The following is an 18372-nucleotide window of genomic DNA, read 5'->3' as shown; positions in this document are numbered from 1 at the left end:
GTGTATAGCAGATAGGCGGCACGCTGGATGGTGCGGTCTGGTGGCGGGCAGCGGGCCTGGGTGCCGCCTATCTGCTATACACCGCGATTCTGGTGGGACTGGGCCTGGCGGTGTCGGCCTGGCTGGCCGACGGCAGGAGCGCGTTGTTCGTGCTGGTGGGCCTGTGGCTGGCCTTTGTCTTCGTGATCCCGGGCATTGGCGCGGCGGTTGCGCGGCATGCCGTGCCGCTGCCGTCGGCGCAAGCGTTCTGGGCGGCGATCCAGCGCGACTTCACGGAGGGATTGCCGGGCGACGGCAACCTGGCGGCCCGCACCGAACGCCATGACGCGGCGCTGCTGTCGCGCTATGGCGTCACGCGCCTCGAGGACCTGCCCGTGGGCGCGGCGCCGCTGCGGCGGCTGGAGCGCGACGCCTACGCCGACCGGGTCCATGCACTGCATTTCGATGCGCTGTGGCAGCGCTATGCGGCGCAGGAGAACGTCATGCGCGCCGCCGCGCTGCTGAGCCCCACGCTGGCGATCCGCAACTTCGCCATGAAGATGGCGGGAACGGATCTCTCGCACCAGCGCGACTACGAGGCCGCCGCGGAGCGCTATCGGCGCAGCGTCAACACGGCCATCGATGAATGGGATGCCAGCCACACGCGCGGCATGACTTCGTTCGATGCCAGGTACGCAGGCGCTGCGCTTTGGCGCGCAATCCGGCCCTTTGCCTACACCATGCCGCCGGCGCTGTTCGCGCTGCGGGCAGCGTTGCCGGAGATCGCGATCATGTTCTGGTGGTGCGGGCTGGCCGTGGCCGGCCTGTTCTTCTCTCTTCGCAGGATACAGCCATGAACCCCATAAGACAGACCAGGCAGGCGCTTGCCGCGCAATGCCGCCGCTTCTGCGCGGCGGGCAGTGCCCGTTGGGCGCTGCTGCTGTTTGCTGCCGCCCTGTGCGCGTGCGCGCTGGCATCGGGTCTCAGTGCGCGCGCATGGCATGAGAAGCTGCAGCAGCTGGAAGCAAACGGGCAGGCGGCGTTGCGCCTTGCCCAGGCCAAGGCATCGCCGGCATCGCCGGAGCAGGCCGCCATGGCGGCATTCCGGTTCGCCAGGTCGGAAGCCCCGGTGGCGCAGCTGCCGCCAGGTGGCGGGTTGGCGCTGGCGAGCAGCGTGCTGGACCTGCTGCCGCCGTCGGTTCGCGTCACTGTCGAGAGCCGCCACACCGACGCGCGCAACGAGGAGCGGCTGGCCAACCCGCTGTTGCAGCGCTATGGCACCTTCGACCTGGCGACGGCGATCGCGCTGCTGGCGCCGCTCATGCTGGTGTGCCTGTGCGCAGGCATGGTCCAGGGCGAGCGCGAACATGGCACGTGGCGGATGTTGATGGCTCAGGGTGCGGCCGGCGGGCGTGTGCTGTTCGCCGCCATCGCGGTTCGGGCGGGCGCCGTCTGGCTGATTGCAGTGCTCGCTTCCACGCTGGCATTCGTGCTGGACCCCGCAGCAACGCTGTCGGCGTATCTCGCATGGCTGTTCTGCGTGACGGCGTTCATCGCGTTCTGGAGTGCGGCCAGCGGTGCGCTCAACCTGCTGCCCGGTTCCGGCGCCACGGCGGTGCTGGCCGGGCTTGGCCTGTGGGTCATCGCCACCTTCGGCACGCCTGCGATGGTCGCGGCGCTGGCGGATCGCACGATGCCGATGCCGTCACGGCTGGCGGCAATCGTCCAGATCCGCGCGGCGCAGCAGAGCGCGGAAGCCAGGATGTCGGCCCTGGTGGACGAGTGGTATCAGGCTAATCCGCAGTGGGCCCCGGCCACGGCACGACAGCACGCATGGCCGGTCAGCTTCATGCCGCGCTACCTCGAGCAGGCAGCGCATATCCGGCCGGTCGTGTCCGCGTTCGACCAGGCGCGCGCGCTGCGTTTCGAGCAGGCGGAACGATGGGGCTGGTTGTCGCCGCCACTGTCGCTGCTGCTTGCTGCCGACCGGCTGGCAGGCAGTGACGCGCCGCGGTACGCCAGCTTCATGGCACGGGTAGACCGCTTCGAAGCGCAGTGGCGCGCGTACTTCGTCCCGCGCATCATGGGCTATCGTGGCGTGTCGACGGACGAGTATCGGAATGCGCCGCGGTTCGAGTGGATTGAAGGGGAGCGCGGGAAGGTGGGGATTGGCGGGCTGCAGCAATTTGGGCTGGCAGCGGCAATGCTAGGCTTGCTCGTGGTGTTCCGGGCGCGGTTGGCGCGCCCTTGAACGCCGCGCTCAGTCCACCTGCGCGCCCGATGCCTTCACGATGCGGGCCCACTTGTCCATGTCGGACGCCAGCATCTTGCTGAACTGCTGCGGCGTGCCCGTCATCACTTCGGCGCCCTGTGCCGCCAGCTTGTCGCGCAGGGTCTTGTCCGCCAGGATCTCCTGCATGGCCTGGCCGAGCTTTTGGGTCACGTCCTTCGGCGTATTCTTGACCGCGAACAGGCCGACCCAGAGGTCGCCGCTATACCCGGGCACGGTTTCGTTGATCGCGGGAATGTCCGGCGCGAACGGCGAGCGCTTGGCGGAGCTGACGCCGAGCGCGCGCACCTTGCCCGCCTTGATATGGGCCAGCACCGACGGCAGGCTGGCGAAGGCCAGCGGCACCTGGTTGCCCAGCACATCGTTCAGCGCCGGCGCGACGCCCTTGTAGGGCACATGTTCGAGCTTGATGCCGGCCATGCTGTTGAGCATCTCGCCCAGCAGGTGGTTCAGCGTGCCATTGCCGGCGGAGGCATAGCGGTAGTAGTCCGGCCTGGCCTTGGCCATCGCGATCAATTCGGGCAGCGACTTGGCGGGGAAGGCGGGATTGGCCACCAGCACGTTCGGCACGCTTGCCACCGGGGCGATCGGCTCGAAATCCTTGACCGGGTCGAACGGAATGCTGCGGTACAGCGACGGGTTGATGGCCTGCGTGCTGCTGATGGTCATCAGCAGCGTGTAGCCGTCCGGCGTGGCGCGGGCCGCTGCCTGGGTGCCGATATTGCCGCCGGCGCCCGGGCGGTTTTCCACCACCACCTGCTGGCCGAGCCGTTGCGACAGGGTCGCGGCGACCAGTCGCGCGACGATGTCGTTGGTGCCGCCCGGTGCCTGCGGCACGATCATCTGGATGGGCTTGGACGGATAGGGGGCGGCGGCGAGGGCTCTGGCGCTGAACAGCGGCAGGCATGCGGCCAGGGCAGCGGCGGCTGCCAGGGCGCGGCGGGTGCGTTGCATGGTGTCTCCTGGAATTGCGGGGCCGTGAATGCCGGCCCAGGCTGGTGGCAACTCTAGCCGACTGCCGCGCCGGCGTGAAATTCAATCGCCGACTACGGGCATAAGTTTTATTGATCGGCCGCAGGCGGCGAAATGAGCGGCTTGAGCGACCCGCCCGCCGCAATGCGCTCGGCCACCAGCTCACGCAGCATCTCCGCCACGGCCTCGGCCGCGCTGGTGCGCGGCAGCGCGCGTGGCCAGCACAGCGACAGCGTGCGGCGCAGTTCCGGCACGATCAGGTGCCGCGGCACTTCGCTGTCCGCGTCGGACAGCGACGACGCGGGCAGGATGGTGCAGGCCAGGCCCTCGCGCGCGGTCGCCAGCAGGAAGGGCAGCGAATCCAGGTCGGCCACCACGTTCAGCGACACGCCGGCCTGCGCGAAGGCAAGCTCGACCACTTCACGCAGGCCCTGCGAGCCGCTTGGCAGCACGAGTGGCAGCTCGCCCAGTGCCTTGATCGCGACCGTAGCGCCTTCCGCACCGGCCAGCGCCCGAGGCTTCGCTTGCGCCTTTGCGCGCCCGCGCGTCACGGGAAGCGTCCCGACCAGGTATAGCGATTCGCTTGCCAGCCGCTCCAGTTCCACCGCGCGCGACGGCACATCGCGGAACAGGATGGCGAAGTCCAGCCGGTTGTGGTCCAGCAGCTCCGAGATATAACCGCTCATGCTCTCGAACAGCTGCAGCCGGATTTGCGGATAGCGGGCGCGCACCGCGCGGATCAGCGGCATGCCGAATGCCGCTGCCGCCGTGGTGGGCAGGCCGATGGCAACCATGCCGGTAACATCCGTGCCGGCCACCCGGGCCTCGGCGCCGGCGATCTCCACCTGCCGCAGGATATTGCGGGCGTGGCGATAGAGTGTGCGGCCGGCTTCGGTGGGTTTGACGCCCTTGGCGCCGCGATGGACCAGCGGCACGCCCAGCTCTTTTTCCAGCGCCGCCAGCTGCTGGCTGAGTGCGGGCTGCGCCACGCAGACCACTTCGGCTGCCCGCGTCAGGCTGCCCTGGTCGACGATGGCGATGAAATAGCGCATGGCGCGCAGGTCCATGGCAGGCTCCGGGAGAATTCCAAAGTATTCATTTTACTTATGATCCCCTCGGCAATCGGTATTTCCCAGGTGCGGCCCGCTCCGGTAGATTGCCGTCAGGACATTGCGCAAAACCGGATACCACCATGCCCCATCCCCTCGAAGGCATCACCGTCGTTTCCCTGGAGCAGGCGATCGCGGCCCCGTTCTGCACCCGCCAGCTGGCGGACCTGGGCGCGCGCATCATCAAGATCGAGCGGCCTGGCAGCGGCGACTTTGCCCGCGCCTACGACACGCGCGTGCGCGGCTTGTCTTCGCACTTCGTCTGGACCAACCGCTCCAAGGAGAGCCTCACGCTCGACATCAAGCACGCCGCGGCCGCCCCCGTGCTGGCCGGACTGCTCGAACGCGCGGACGTGCTGGTGCAGAACCTCGCGCCCGGCGCGGCCGCGCGCCTGGGCCTGGACTTCGACAGCCTGAGCGAAAAGTACCCGCGCCTGATCGTGTGCGATATCTCGGGCTATGGCAGCGACGGCCCGTACCGCGACAAGAAGGCCTACGACCTGCTGGTCCAGAGCGAGTCCGGCTTTGTCTCCGTGACCGGCACGCCGGACGACGGCGTCAAGGCAGGTGCCTCGGTGGCCGATATTGCGGCCGGCATGTACGCCTATACCAATATCCTGGCCGCGCTGCTGGAACGCGGCAAGACCGGGCGCGGCAAGCGCATCGATATCTCGATGCTGGAATCGATGGTGGAGTGGATGGGCTTCCCGCTCTACTACGCCTTCGATGGCGCCGAGCCGCCGCCGCGCGCGGGCGCGGCACATGCCACCATCTATCCCTATGGCCCGTTTCCGACCGGAGATGGCAAGACCGTGATGCTTGGACTGCAGAACGAGCGCGAGTGGGTCGTGTTCTGCGAGGCGGTGCTGGGCGAACCCGATCTCGCCACGCATCCCGACTTTGCCAGCAACAGCCTGCGCAACCAGAACCGCGCCGCGCTGCGCGCGCGCATCGTCAACAGCTTCTCGGGCCTGACCGCCACCGAAGTGGTCGACCGGCTGGAGGCCGCCAGGATTGCCAATGCGCGGGTCAATACCATCGCTGACGTTTGGGACCACCCCCAGCTGGCGGCGCGCCAGCGCTGGCGCCAGGTCGACACGCCGGTGGGTCCGGTGCCGGCGTTGCTGCCGCCGGGCATGACCGAGGCACGCATGGACCCGATTCCGTCGCTCGGCGCGAGCACCGATGCCATCCTGGCCGAACTGGGCCAGACCGCGGCGCAGATTGCCGCGTTGCGCTCGGCCGGCGCAGTCTGAAAGGAGCAGCCATGCCGATCGCCAATCCTCGCAGCTACCTGTTTGTCCCGGCCTCGCGCCCGGAGCGCATCGCCAAGGCGATCGGCTCCGGCGCCGATGCCGTCATTGTCGATTTCGAGGATGCGGTCGCGCCCGCCGACAAGGGGCAGGCCCGCGACGGGCTTGGCGCCCCATGGGCGGCGCTGGGCCAGCAGGCAGCGGCAGCCGGCGTCGCCATGCTGGTGCGCATCAACGGCGCCGATACCGCGTACTACGAAGACGATCTCGCCTGGTGCCGCGCACAGGGTGTCTCGGAAATAGTGCTGCCGAAGGCCGACCCGGCCGGCGCTCAAGCACTGGCTGCGGCATTGCCCGGTGTGCGCTGTTTCCCGCTGGTCGAGAACGCCGCCGGCTTCGCCGGCTTACGCGAGCTGGCCCGTGCTGGCGGCGTGGTCCGGCTGCTGTTCGGCAGCATCGACCTGATGTTCGATCTCGACGTGCAGGACGACGGTGAAGCGTTGCACTACTTTCGCAGCCGGCTGGTGCTTCATTCCCGCGCGGCGGGTTTGCCCGCGCCCGTGGATGGCGTTTGCACCGCAATCGGCAATGACGCCGCACTTGCCGCGGAAACGCGCCGCGCCCGGGCCTTCGGCTTTGGCGCCAAGCTGCTGATCCACCCGGGCCAGGTCTGCGGCGTGCACGACGGCCTGGCGCCGTCGGCCGATGAACGGCACTGGGCCGGGCGCGTCATGGCCGCGGCTGCCGCTGCCGATGGCGCCGCGGTGGCGGTGGACGGCAAGATGGTGGACCGCCCGGTGCTGGAGCGCGCGCGCCGGATCTTGTCCGGTGGGTAGTCTGCCACAGTCAGTCCAGCCGCTTGCCCGCCGTCTCCGGCGCCATCGCCAGCCCGACCAGCGAAATCAGGCCGCAGCCGATCACATATAGCGCAGGGGCGCTGGCATTGCCGGTCAGTTCGATCAGCCAGGTGGCGATCAGCTGCGCGAAGCCGCCGAACACCAGCACGCCGATGCAATAGACCACCGACAGCCCGCTCGCGCGAATGCGGCGCGGGAACAGCTCGGTGATCAGCACCACGGACGGCACGACGTTCAGCACCAGCGGCAGGGCCAGCATCGCGACCACGGCCAGCAGCGTGCCGAGCGACGGCCGCGCGTTGAGCAGCAGGAAGGCGGGGTAGACCAGCACCAGCATCGCCACGCGCGACCACAGGATGGCGGGCTTGCGGCCGATGCGGTCGGACAGCCTGCCGGCATACGCAGACAGGGCCACCTGCACCAGTGCGGCGACGCAGCCGGCGGCCATGCTGAGCCCGAGCGGGATCTTCAGTACCGTCACCGCGTAGCTGGTCATGTAGTGCAGCACGATATAGGTGGCGGAGGTGCCGCCGATCGTCACCAGCACGCCGGCCACCACCACGCGGCCGTGCCCACGGAAGATTTCAGTCAGGCCTGCGCGTTCATGGCCCGGCGCGCCGGCGGCCGGCGCTTCGGCGGTTTCTTCCAGGTGGCGGCGGATATAGAGACCGAGCGGGATCACCAGGACGAGACCAGCCGGCTCGGCATCATCACGCGCCATAACGCGGTGCGCAGCCCCGCGGCGCAGTGCTTCACCGACTGCCTGCTGCAGGAAATCCGGCGCCGCGCGCGCTCGGCGGCGCAGAAGGACAGCGAGTTGTTCGACGAGCTGGAAGTCTTGTACTGAGCGCCCAGGCTCGCGACTGCCCGGAAAAGAAAATCGGCCCCATGTGGGGCCGATGTGTCTGGGTGCGACCGGATCAGGCAGCTTCTTTCAGTTCCGCCAGCGCGCGCCGGCCCGCGACCAGTTGCTGCGCCACTTCGGCCACGCGGGCACCCAGGTGCTCGGCGGTGCGCAGGTCGGCCAGCGGCGGCACCACGTCGGCGCTTTCATCGGCGTTGGACTGTGCGGCGGCGCCCAGGAAGAAGCCGTGGCGGTTCAGCGAGTCCTCGGTCGACTTGGAGTTGTTGTGGCCCGGGGGCAGGCCCAGGTTGACCCAGTGCATGCCGTGCTGCGCCGCAAAGATCGCGATCTGCTGCAGCGTGGCCAGCTTGTCGCCGGAGCGCGAAGCCGCGTTGGTGAAGCCGGCCGCGACCTTGTTGGCCCACTTGCCGCCCTTGGCAAAGACATTGCGCGAGGTGGCGTCCATAAAGCCCTTGAACTGTGCCGAGGCGCTGCCCATGTAGGTCGGCGCGCCGAATATGATGGCGTCCACCTGTTCCAGCGTGTCCCAGTGCTGGTCGATGTCCTCGACCGGGATCAGCAGGCTTTCAGTGCCTGCGACATTGCCGGCGCCGCGCGCAACGGCCTGGGCCTGCTTGGCGGTGTGGCCGTAGCCGCTGTGGTAGACGATGGCGACGCGGGTTTGTGCGGTGGTCATGATGGTGGATCCCCTTGGTAGTAGCGAAAATCTGAATACCCTTATGCTGCATCGCGTGATGGACTGGTGCGGTTGCGGCGGGTGGTGAAAGCAGTGTAGGGAGCCGTGGGGCGGACTGCGTGAGCGTCCATGCAATCAGTTGTTGAATTTTTCTGAACAACCGGAATCCGGTGCCGGCTCCATCTCCTCCGCGGGTTTTCCCCGCGGCCAAGCGCGTGGCAATAGTGCTGTGGACACGATAAAGTTGCGACACATTCACCTGTGCCCGGCGCCTCCATCCTCCGCGCCAGAACCCGCAACCGCTTCCGATCCCCATGAAACCAGGCGGCAGGCAGATTTTGGCGGTCCGGCAGCAGCGCCGTTCCGGTATCCCCCGCATCCCGTTCGCGAACCGCTCCGCGCTGGCGTTCGCCGCGCTGGTCCTGGCCAGCGCCGGCGCGCGTGCCGCCGACCCGCCCGGCACGGCAGTGGCCGCCGCCACCGCCGAAACGCTGCCCGACGTGGTGGTCAGCGCCACCCGCAGCGAGCAGCGCCGCTTTGACGCGCCGGCGGCGGTGGACAGCGTGCCGGTCGATCCGCTGCGCAGCGCCACGCCGCTGGTGAACCTGTCCGAGGTGCTGGCCGGCGTGCCGGGCGTGGCGGTGCGCGACCGGCAGAACTACTCGCAGGACCTGCAACTGGCGGTGCGTGGCTTTGGCACGCGCTCCACCTTCGGCGTGCGCGGCGTGCGCCTGTATGTCGACGGCATCCCGGCCACCATGCCGGACGGGCAGGGCCAGGCTTCCACTGCCGACCTTGCCAACGCCAGCCGCGTCGAGGTGCTGCGCGGCCCGTTTGCGCAGATGTATGGCAATGCGTCGGGCGGCGTGGTGCAGGTGTTCACGCCCGATCCGCCCAGGGATGGCTTCAGCGGGCGCGCGTCGACGGGCTTCGGCTCCGATGGCCAGTGGCAGGCGGGCATCGCGCTGGCCGGCGGCAACGACCGGCTCGGCGGCTCGCTCGACGCCTGGACCTACCAGACCGACGGCTACCGCGACCACAGCGCGGCGCGCCGCTACCAGCTCAATGCCAAGGTAGTGGCGCAGCCGGCGAGCGGCACGCGCGTGACCGGCCAGTTCAACTATTTCAACCAGCCGCTGGCGCAGGACCCGCTGGGGCTCACGCGCGCGCAGGCTGATGCCAATCCGCGCCAGGCGGTGTCCGCGGCGACCCAGTTCGATACCGGCAAGAACGTCGAGCAGACCCAGGCCGGCGTGGTGGTGGACCACCAGCTGACCGGGACCGACAGCGTGTCGGCACGCCTGTACGGCGGCACGCGCAACCTGTACCAGCGGCTGGGCTTCAGCGGAGCCGCGCCGAATTCGGCCGGCGGCATCGTCGACCTGGACCGCACCTACGGCGGCGCCGCGCTGTCATGGAGCCGGCGCACCGCCACCGCCGCCGGCCTGCCGCTGCTGTGGAGCGCCGGGCTCGAAGCCAACGGCATGCGCGATGGCCGCAACGGCTACGTCAACCAGAACGGCACGCAGGGTGCGCTGCGCCGCGACGAGACCAATACCGCGACCGACCTCGGCGCCTTTGCACAGTTCGACTGGACCTTCCACCCGGCCTGGCAACTGGTGGGCGGCGTGCGCGCCAGCCGGGTGCGGCTTGGCATTGACGACCACTTCATCAATGCGGCCAGCCCCGATGACAGTGGCAGCGCGACCTACAGCAACGTCAGCCCCGTGCTTGGCGTGGTGTGGCACGCGCTCGATTCGCTCAACGTCTACGCCAACCTCGGCCGCGGCTTCGAGACCCCGACGCTGACTGAAGTCGCCTACGGACCCGGCGGCGTAGGCAGCAACCTGGGGCTGCAGGCCTCCACCAGCCGCCAGGGCGAGATCGGCATCAAGTGGCAGGCGGCGGGGCAGCGGCTGGAGGCGGCGCTGTTTGATGCCGACAGCCACGACGAGGTGGTGCCCCAATCGAACAATGCCGGGCGCACCGTCTACCAGAATGTCAGCGGCGTGCACCGGCGCGGCTTCGAACTGGGCTGGCGCGGCGGCTTTCTCGGTGAGGTGGGCACGCCGGGCAAGGGCGGCGGCAGCCGTATCGAGGCAGGACTGGCCTATACCTGGCTCGATGCTTACTTCGGCGACAGCTTCGTCAACGCGCAGGGCCAGACCGTGGCGGCCGGCAAGCGCCTGCCCGGCACCGCGCGCCACAGCCTGGGCGCGGACTTGTCATGGCGGCCGGCTGCGCCGCTGACGCTGGGGGCAGAGATGCGCGTGGACAGCCGCGTCTACGCCGATGATCTCAACACGCAGGCCGCGCCAGGCTATGCGGTGTTCAACCTGCGCGCCGGCTATGAATTCCGCATCGGCCCGACCCGGCTCTATGTCTTCGGCCGCATCGACAACCTCACCGACCGGCGCTATATCGGCTCGGTGATCGTCAACGAGGCCAACGGGCGGTATTTCGAACCCGCGCCGGGGCGGCGCTTCTTCCTGGGGCTGCGCGCTGCCCTTTGAGGCGCGCCGGATAGCGGTCAGCCTGCGGATCAGGACTCTATGCCGTCAGGCTGGCAAAGCTGTCCTGTATCCCTCAGAGCGGGCTAATGCCACTGGTTCCGGCACACCGTTGGTGTGCTCCCCCCTATGCTCTCACCACCATCGACAACTCGCTCGCCAGCGACGCCAAGTACGACGCAGGCGCGCTGGTGGCACACACTGACCGCGTAACCTCCATTGCAAGAAATCGTCATGGTATCGCGGGAGACTCACGCGCGCCGGCCTGTCCGCTCATACCAGCCAACGAAAATCCCGCCTGAAAACTCAGATTTTTTTTAATTCTGATTTAAATAGATCGCATTCATTTATAGGAAACGTCCGATATCCGGCTGGACTCCACTTCCATATAAAAGGCGTATTGATGCGCATCAAGTGCGGGCGCAGCGATCGCCCCGCAAAATAGCTAGCCATTGGCTGCCTGTGGCAGTCACCAATCCATTCTCACGGATCGTGTTTGCATGGGCAGCCGATCGCTTTCCTCTCGTACCGTCACTGTCAAGGGCAATGGCCTGCCCGAATTGATGGGGCAGCCCGCGTTGGTGCTTTCCAAGCTGTCTGGCACCGAGCGCCTGTGCGAACTGTTCGAATACGAGTTGGAGCTGAAGACGCCGGACGACCGCCAAGCGCTGTTCGGCCCGGCGGCGGACCTCGATACGAAGGCGCTGCGCGGCCAGGAGCTGACCGTCACGATTCAGCTCGACGGCATGGGCACCGGAATGGCGGGCGGTGTCGGCGCGGGCACGCGAGAAATCACGGGCATGGTCACCGATGTGCGAGGCCCCATTGCAGTCGGTCACCAGATTGTCTACCGCCTCACCCTGCGCCCCTGGCTGTGGCTGGCGATACTGACCAAGGACTTCCGCATTTTCCAGCAGCAAAGCGCCGTCGAAATCCTCGACACGCTGCTCTCGGACTATACCTTCCCGGTCGAGCGGCGCCTGGACGTGGCGCGCTACCCCAAACGCGAATACCAGGTCCAGTATGGCGAGAGCGATTTCGACTTCTTCCAGCGCCTCACTCAAGAATGGGGGATTTCCTGGCACATCGAACACAGCGAGGGCAAGCACCGGCTGGTGCTGACCGACGGCAACGGCGCCTTTGCCCCGTTTGCCAGCTCCGCCTACCATTCGATCCGCTGGGCACGCTCGTCCGACCGCATCGACGAGGAACACCTCCATGAGTTCGAGCTGCACGACCGGCTGGTGTCGGGCCAGTGGACCAGTTCCGACTACGATTTCGTCAAGACGCGGGCCGACTTGACGGTACGCGCTGCTGATCCACTCGACACCGCGCACGCCGGCCAGGAAATCTACGAGTTCCCTGGCGACCACAGCCAGCCGGCCACCGGCAACGACCCGTGGAAGGAAGGCGACCAGGTGGCCCGGCAGCGCATGGAAGCGCTGCGCCAGCATGGCAGCCGCGCCAGCGGGCGCGGGAATGTGCGCGCCATGGTGCCCGGCTGCACCTTCACGCTGGCGAACTTCATCCAGCCCAAGGCCAACCGCGAATACATCATTCTCGGCACGCACCTGCTGATCGAGGACGTACCGGAAGCGTCGGGCGGCAGCCAGCCGTGGCGCTGCGAGGTGGCATTCACCGCCCAGCCGTCCAACGAACTGTTCCGCCCCGAGCGCACCCAGCCCAAGCCGCGCGCCCACGGGCCGCAGACCGCCACCGTGGTCGGTCCAGAGGGCCAGGAAACGTGGACCGATGAGTACGGGCGCATCCGTATTCAGCTGCACTGGGACCGGCAAGGCAAGCGCGACGCCAATAGCTCATGCTGGGTGCGGGTGGCCTCGTCCTGGCAGGGCGAGCGTTTCGGCGCCGTGCACGTGCCGCGCATCGGTCAGGAGGTGATGGTCGAGCACCTGAACGGCGATCCGGATTGCCCTATCGTGACCGGCAGCGTGCCCAACAAGCTGAACATGCCGCAGTGGCCGCTACCGGAGTTCCACGCGCTGTCGGGCTTCGTCAGCAAGGAGGTGCACGGGAATCGCACCAATACCTTTGCAGGACGCCAGCGAAGGACAGATCCAGACCCAGCTGCAGAGTGACCACCAGACCTCGTGGCTGGGGCTGGGCTTCCTCACTCGCATCATCCGCGGCAGTGGCCGCAAGGACAAGCGTGGCGAAGGCTTCGAGCTGCGCTCCGACGCGCAGGGCGTGGTGCGTGCCAATGGCATGCTGTTTACCACCGAGCCCCGCGCCAACGCCAGTGCCCACCACAAGGACATGGGCGAGACGGTGCAGCGCCTCACGGTGGCGCGTGACCAGCAGGAGACGCTGGCGGAACTGGCGCAGGAACACGACGCGCAAGAGTGCACCGACCAAGCCGAGGTCGCGAAGATCATCAAGGCGCAGAACGACGACATCCGGGGCAATGGTACCGCCAACGCCGAGACCGGCGACTTCCCAGAACTGGCCGTGCCCCACCTGGTACTGGCTAGCCCGGCCGGCATCGAGGCCAGTACCGCGCGCTCGACCCACTTCGCCGCTGGAGAGCACCTGGCCTTCACCAGCGCCGGGCACACGAGCCTCGCCATCGGGCAGCGCCTGCTGGCGAGCGTAAGCCGGGGCGTGCGCATCTTCATCCAGAGCATGGGCTGGCGGCTGGTCGCCGCCGGGGGCGACATCGACCTGCGCGCGCTGCAGGACAGCATCAACCTGCTGGCGAAGCTGAACGTCACGGCCACGGCCAACCGCATCACGCTGTCGGCCAAGGAGGAACTGGTGGTGGCGGGCGGTGGCAGCGCCACCATCTACAACGCGGGCGGCATCACCCACAAGACGAGCGGCCCATACACCATCCACGCGGCCAGCTATACCTTCACCAGTGCGCAGAAGTATGTCGCGCAGTTCCCCGAGCCGCCCAAGCCCGGCAAGGGCAATCTCGAACTGTTCAATCACTACGCCAACCGCTTGGGTATCGATGGTGGCGACTTCACGGTCGAGGACGCCTTGGGCAAGGTCACCACTGGCAAGCTCGACACCAAGGGCTTCGCGGCGGTTAGCGGCATCGCACCGGGCCCGGCCAGGGTCAGCTTTGGTAAGGACCCGACCGATACCTGGGCCGAGGGCAGCTATGTCGCCAAGCCAACCTGGCCGCCGGCCGGCGCATCGGCCGACGGCGCAGGCGCGCTGACGCAGGCTTCAGGCATTGCTGTCGGCACCGCCGCCGGCGCCATGGCAAGCCAGGTGCTGGCAGCCGCTGGACAGGCCACCCAGGCACTGCAACTGGCGCAACAAGTGGCCGGCGCGGTCAAGGCCGGTCCTGCCGGCTTGGTTGGCCTGGGCCTGTCCGGTGCGCAGAGCCTGCTGGGCGAGGCCATGCCAACCGCAGGCACGCCGACGCTTGCCAAGGCCAGCCCGCATCCCACGCAGACCACGATGCGCGTGCCCGGCTTTGTCTGAGCACATCGAGCCAAGAATACGAACAATCCTTGACTTGACCTATGGCTGAACCTACACCCGCAGCAAAGCCGCGCGAGCCGCAAACCGCCGTCGCGCCCCTGAACACCATCGCGCTCGAGGACATCGGCAAGGGCGCCGCCAGGTTCGACGCCTGGCTGCAAAGCGCCAGCGGCGGCCTCGTGACGCTGGAGCGCATCAAGACCGTGGCGGGCAGCCTGCCGGTGGTGGGCAACATTATCGCGCTGGTCGACGCCTTGGGCGATGTCGTCACGCTGGTACGCACCAAGTCGCAGAACTTCCTGGACTGGGTGAGCCTGGGCATCAACCTGATCGGCGTGTTGCCCGCGCCGCCGACCATGGCCGCCGCGAGGATGAGCCTGCGCCCGACGCTGGCGCTGGTGCGCCAGGAGCTACGCCAGGCGGCCAAGGCCGCGCTGGGGGATGGGATCATCGAGGTGCTGGTCGGGCACCTGAACGCCACCATCATCGGTGAGATCGATGACTTCGTGGCCAAGGCGCAGGCCAAGCTCGCCACCATTCTCAATGATGCCGGGGTGCTGGGCGAGAAGATGGTGCTGGAGGTCGCCGGCGGCCTGGAGAAGGTGGCGCTGGGCAAGCTCAACGCTGCCGGCAATGCGCAAACAGCGGTCAGCCAGGCACGAGAAGGTGCCAGCCAACTCCTGCATGATCCCAAGAAGGCCATTGGCAACTTCTTGAACGCTACCTGGAACGCCTACAAGGCCGCTGGCAAGGCCGTTGTCAACACGGCGGTCAAGGTTGGCATGCCGGCCGAAATCCGGCAGACGGTGGTGGCCCATGTCGGCCAGTTGCGGACCATGGGGCCCGTGCTGCGCGCGCAGATGACCAGGCTCGCCGACCCGAGGCTACAGCACAGCATTGGCTGGCTGCTGTCGATGCTGGTCCAGGCGGTGGCTGCCTGGCGCAAGAGGAAAGGCAACCATCAGGCCGCCAACGTCCACCCGAAGCAAACCAGCCAGGCCCGCAAGACCGGCCACGAAGGCGAACTGGAGGTGAGCAGCCACCAGGCGCCGGCCAAGGCCAGCCCCGGCTGCAAGAACTGTCCCGCGCCGGCGGGCAGCACCAACAGCATCAGTTTTGCAATGGGCGACGAAACGCTGTCGCACACCGATTTTGTCTTGCCGGGGCTGTTCCCCATCGACTGGGCGCGCACCTACCGCTCCAGCCTGGGCGCCTATGACGGCGGTGAACAGGGCGCGCGCTGGATCACGCCGTACACCACGCGCTTTGATGTGATACGCAAGGAGGGCCAGGAAGCGCTGCGCTACCATGCCGCCGACGGGCGCAGCCACGACTACCCGCTGCCGGCGGTGGGCAAGTTCCACCACGACCCCATCGATAACGTGACGCTGGTGCGGGTGTCGGAGAACGGCCTGACGCTGGCGCGCGGCTTCGAGAGCCAGGAAACCTACCGGCGCCATGGTCAGCGCTTCCGCCTGACCGGCATTACGCTTAGAAGCGGTGCAGGTGTCGCGCTGCACTACGACCACCGCATTGACGGCGACACCGTGCTGTCGGACGTGATCGCTTATCAGGGCGAGACCGTCTTCGCCCACGTTGGTGTGCGCCCGGATGCCAAGGGCCGCATTGCCGAGTTGTGGCAGATCGCAGACAGCAAGCTGGTGCGCCAGCTTTCCCGCTACACCTACGACGATGCGGGCGACCTCACCATGGCGCAGGACGAGAACGCCGCGCATTGGGAGTACACCTATCAGCACCATCTCGTCACGCGCTATACCGACCGCACCGGGCGCGGCATGAACCTGCAGTGGCAAGGTGACGGCCCGGACGCCAGGGCCGTGCGCGAATGGGCCGACGATGGCAGTTTCGATACCCGCCTGGAGTGGGACGAGAACATCCGGCTGACCTACGTTACCGATGCCCATGGCAACGAGACCTGGCATTACTACGACATTCTCGGCTACACCTATCGCATCCAGCACCCGGATGGCTTGTCGGAGTGGTTCTTCCGCGACCACGCCAAGAACGTGGTCAAGCATGTGCACACCGATGGCGCGGTCGATCGCTATGCCTACGACGAGCGCGGCAATCTGGTCGAACACATCCGCCCCGACGACAGCGTGGTGCACTACGCCTGGGATGATAAGGACCAGCTCATCAAGATCCGCGACGCCGAGGGCGGGCTGTGGCTGCGCGATTACGATATCAAGGGCAACCTGACCGAGGAAATCGATCCGCTCGGGCACAAGACAGCATACGCCTACAACAAGTCGGGCTTGCCGGTGGAGATCACCGATGCCAAGGGCGGCAAGAAGCAGCTCGCCTTCACCGCCACCGGACAGCTGGCCAGCTACACCGACTGCTCGGGCAAGACCAGCGCCTGGAAGTACGGCGAGCGCGGGGAACTGGTCAGGTTCACCGATGCGGCGGGCAATGCCACCCAGTACCACTACGAGGCCGGGCAGCTCGCCAGCGTTACCCATCCCGACCAGCGGGTGGAGCGCTTCGAGCGCGACGCCGAGGGGCGGCTGCTGGTGCACACCGATGCGCTGCACCGCCGCACCGCCTGGCGCTATAACGAGGTCGGTCTGATTGCCGAGCGCACCGACGCCGCCGGCCAGACGCTCGGCTACCGGTGGGACCGGCTGGGACGGCTGGCCACGCTCACCAACGAGAACAGCGCCAGCACCGAATTCCAGTACGACCCGGTGGGGCGCCTGCTGCGCGAGAGCGGTTTCGACGGCAAGACGACCGAGTACAACTACGACCCGGCAAGCGGCTTGCTGGATTGGACGGTGGACTCGGGCCAACTGATGACGGATTTCGTCTTTGACGCCATGGGTCGCCTCACGCGCCGCCGTGCGGGGCTGATTGACGCCGACAACCGGGTGCCGCATGTACTGACGGAAACCTTCGCCTATAACGGCAACGGGCGCCTGATCCTGGCCGAAAACGCCGACAGCCGCCTGCAATGGTTCCACGATGCAGCGGGCAATGTGGTACGCGAGCACCAGCACTACCGCTGCCTGAAGGAGCCGCTGGTGGCCGTGTGGCGGCACGAATACGACGCGCTGAACCAGCGCATCGCCACCGTTCGCCCGGACGGGCACCGCGTGGGCGTGCTTACCTACGGCTCGGGCCATGTGCACGGCGTGATGCTGGACGACCGGGAGTTGGTGCAGTTCGAGCGCGACAACCTGCACCGGGAGATTGCCCGCACGCAGGGCAACCGGCTGGCGCAGTCGCAGGTGTACGACCCCGCGGGACGCCTCCTGGAGCAGACGCTTTCACACGTCGAGGGCGCCCATGCGGGCCAGCGCATGCTGCGCCGCGAGTACCAATACGATGCGGCGGGGCAACTGTCCAGCATCCGCGACCTGCGGCGCGGCACGCTGCAATACCGCTACGATCCGGTGGGGCGCCTGCTGGAGGCCAACAGCGCGCTCGGGGTGGAAACCTTTGACTTCGACCCGGCGGGCAATCTGCTGCACGACCCCGACACGCGCGTATTCAAAGCCGACCCGGCCCGTGGCCGGCCCGAGTTCCACAGCCGCCTGCAAGGCCGCCCGAAGCTGGTGGACAACCTGCTCAAGCAGTACGCCGGTACCCACTACGAGTGGGACGAGCGCGGCAACCTGAGTTTGCGCGTGGTCAACGGTGTCCATGAGCGCTTCGCCTGGGATGCCTTCAACCGGCTGGTGGGCTGGCACAATCCGAAGGTGGAGGTGCGTTACCGGTACGACGCACTTGGGCGGCGGCTGTCCAAGTCGTCATCGGCCAACTACTTCGAGAATCAGAATGACGGCGAAATCTACCGGCGCAACGAGCGGGCACGGCTGAACCAGGAATACGGCTGCGCCTTCACGCTGTATGGCTGGGACGGTGACCAACTTGCGTGGGAGAGCCGCCAGGAACCCGAGGCCGGTGTCGGCGACCACTTCCGGATAATACCGGGTGCGGAGCGCACCACGCACTACCTGTACGAGCCGGGCAGTTTGGTGCCGCTGGCGCAGGCGGTGCGGCGCGAGGCCATCGACCTGCTGCCTGAACCCGCCTGGGAGGGCGACTACGACCTGGACGACGATCCGCTGTGGACCCGCGAGATTGCGCCGCAGCCGTTCGAGGCGCTGGCCTGGTATCAATGCGACCACCTGGGCACGCCGCAGGAACTGACCGACGAGGCGGGCGAGCTGGCGTGGAGCGCGCAGTACAAGGCATGGGGTGCCGCGCAGGAGGCAATCTCGAACGCCGCGAGGAAGGCCGGCATCCAGAATCCGCTGCGCTTCCAGGGGCAGTATTACGATCACGAGAATGGGCTGCACTACAACCGGCACCGGTATTATGATCCGGGAACCGGGCGCTTCGTCTCCAAAGACCCATCGGGCTGGCTGGCGGGCTGAACCTGAAT

13 protein-coding genes are annotated in these 18372 nt (G+C 67.5%); 9 read left to right on the top strand and 4 right to left on the bottom strand.

The features are described 5' to 3' along the window. Positions 1 to 92: 92 nt before the first annotated feature. Both AC3WRI_RS00860 and AC3WRI_RS00855 read left to right on the top strand, forming a co-directional pair. Positions 93 to 836: a DUF3526 domain-containing protein gene (locus AC3WRI_RS00860; protein WP_492292341.1), complete on the top strand. Its 744-nt coding sequence runs from the start codon at positions 93 to 95 to the stop codon at positions 834 to 836. Continuing rightward, complete coding sequence (locus AC3WRI_RS00855) at positions 833 to 2230, top strand: ABC transporter permease (RefSeq protein ID WP_454749941.1); 1398 nt, start codon at positions 833 to 835, stop codon at positions 2228 to 2230. Before AC3WRI_RS00860 ends, AC3WRI_RS00855 begins: the two co-directional genes overlap by 4 nt. A gap of 9 nt (positions 2231 to 2239) precedes the next feature. Here the strand turns inward: AC3WRI_RS00855 and AC3WRI_RS00850 are convergent, their stop codons facing one another. Then, a complete protein-coding gene (locus tag AC3WRI_RS00850) occupies positions 2240 to 3223 on the bottom strand; it encodes a Bug family tripartite tricarboxylate transporter substrate binding protein (protein ID WP_011617655.1) in 984 nt (327 codons plus the stop codon). 107 nt (positions 3224 to 3330) lie between these two features. Continuing rightward, positions 3331 to 4308, bottom strand: a complete 978-nt coding sequence (locus AC3WRI_RS00845; RefSeq protein WP_011617654.1) for a LysR substrate-binding domain-containing protein — start codon at positions 4306 to 4308, stop codon at positions 3331 to 3333. A gap of 125 nt (positions 4309 to 4433) precedes the next feature. Between AC3WRI_RS00845 and AC3WRI_RS00840 the strand changes: the two genes are divergently transcribed. Both AC3WRI_RS00840 and AC3WRI_RS00835 read left to right on the top strand, forming a co-directional pair. Beyond that, a complete protein-coding gene (locus tag AC3WRI_RS00840; RefSeq protein WP_492292340.1) occupies positions 4434 to 5606 on the top strand; it encodes a CaiB/BaiF CoA transferase family protein in 1173 nt (390 codons plus the stop codon). Between the two features lie 11 nt (positions 5607 to 5617). Beyond that, the gene (locus tag AC3WRI_RS00835) at positions 5618 to 6439 is read left to right on the top strand and encodes an HpcH/HpaI aldolase/citrate lyase family protein (protein ID WP_439672089.1); all 822 of its coding nucleotides are present in this window, start codon (positions 5618 to 5620) and stop codon (positions 6437 to 6439) included. A gap of 10 nt (positions 6440 to 6449) precedes the next feature. Here AC3WRI_RS00835 and AC3WRI_RS00830 read toward each other — a convergent pair whose 3' ends face one another. Then, positions 6450 to 7142: an MFS transporter gene (locus AC3WRI_RS00830; RefSeq protein WP_081225831.1), complete on the bottom strand. Its 693-nt coding sequence runs from the start codon at positions 7140 to 7142 to the stop codon at positions 6450 to 6452. On the opposite strand from AC3WRI_RS00830, the gene AC3WRI_RS00825 reads away from it, so the two are divergent. After that, positions 7110 to 7307 carry a hypothetical protein gene (locus AC3WRI_RS00825; protein WP_081050138.1) on the top strand — a complete coding sequence of 66 codons (198 nt, stop codon included), beginning with the start codon at positions 7110 to 7112 and terminating at the stop codon, positions 7305 to 7307. The genes AC3WRI_RS00830 and AC3WRI_RS00825 overlap by 33 nt on opposite strands. Before the next feature lie 73 nt (positions 7308 to 7380). Here AC3WRI_RS00825 and AC3WRI_RS00820 read toward each other — a convergent pair whose 3' ends face one another. Next, positions 7381 to 8001 carry a flavodoxin family protein gene (locus tag AC3WRI_RS00820; RefSeq protein ID WP_010811027.1) on the bottom strand — a complete coding sequence of 207 codons (621 nt, stop codon included), beginning with the start codon at positions 7999 to 8001 and terminating at the stop codon, positions 7381 to 7383. Positions 8002 to 8315: 314 nt separating this feature from the next. On the opposite strand from AC3WRI_RS00820, the gene AC3WRI_RS00815 reads away from it, so the two are divergent. From AC3WRI_RS00815 to AC3WRI_RS00800, 4 genes are all read left to right on the top strand, one after another. Beyond that, the gene (locus AC3WRI_RS00815) at positions 8316 to 10514 is read left to right on the top strand and encodes a TonB-dependent receptor family protein (RefSeq protein ID WP_492292338.1); all 2199 of its coding nucleotides are present in this window, start codon (positions 8316 to 8318) and stop codon (positions 10512 to 10514) included. A gap of 497 nt (positions 10515 to 11011) precedes the next feature. Further along, the gene (locus tag AC3WRI_RS00810) at positions 11012 to 12607 is read left to right on the top strand and encodes a type VI secretion system Vgr family protein (protein WP_492292336.1); all 1596 of its coding nucleotides are present in this window, start codon (positions 11012 to 11014) and stop codon (positions 12605 to 12607) included. Beyond that, positions 12561 to 13964 (top strand): DUF2345 domain-containing protein, encoded by a 1404-nt coding sequence (locus AC3WRI_RS00805; protein ID WP_492292334.1) that lies wholly within the window; start codon positions 12561 to 12563, stop codon positions 13962 to 13964. The genes AC3WRI_RS00810 and AC3WRI_RS00805 overlap by 47 nt, the downstream gene beginning before the upstream one ends. Positions 13965 to 14005: 41 nt before the next feature. Beyond that, the gene (locus AC3WRI_RS00800; RefSeq protein ID WP_492292332.1) at positions 14006 to 18364 is read left to right on the top strand and encodes an RHS repeat-associated core domain-containing protein; all 4359 of its coding nucleotides are present in this window, start codon (positions 14006 to 14008) and stop codon (positions 18362 to 18364) included. The last annotated feature ends 8 nt before the right edge of the window (positions 18365 to 18372 follow it).

It is taken from the genome of Cupriavidus sp. FW305-27, from assembly GCF_058787995.1.
The sequence above is the reverse complement of the archived record's forward strand: the minus strand, read 5'-3'. Positions and strand labels throughout refer to the sequence as shown.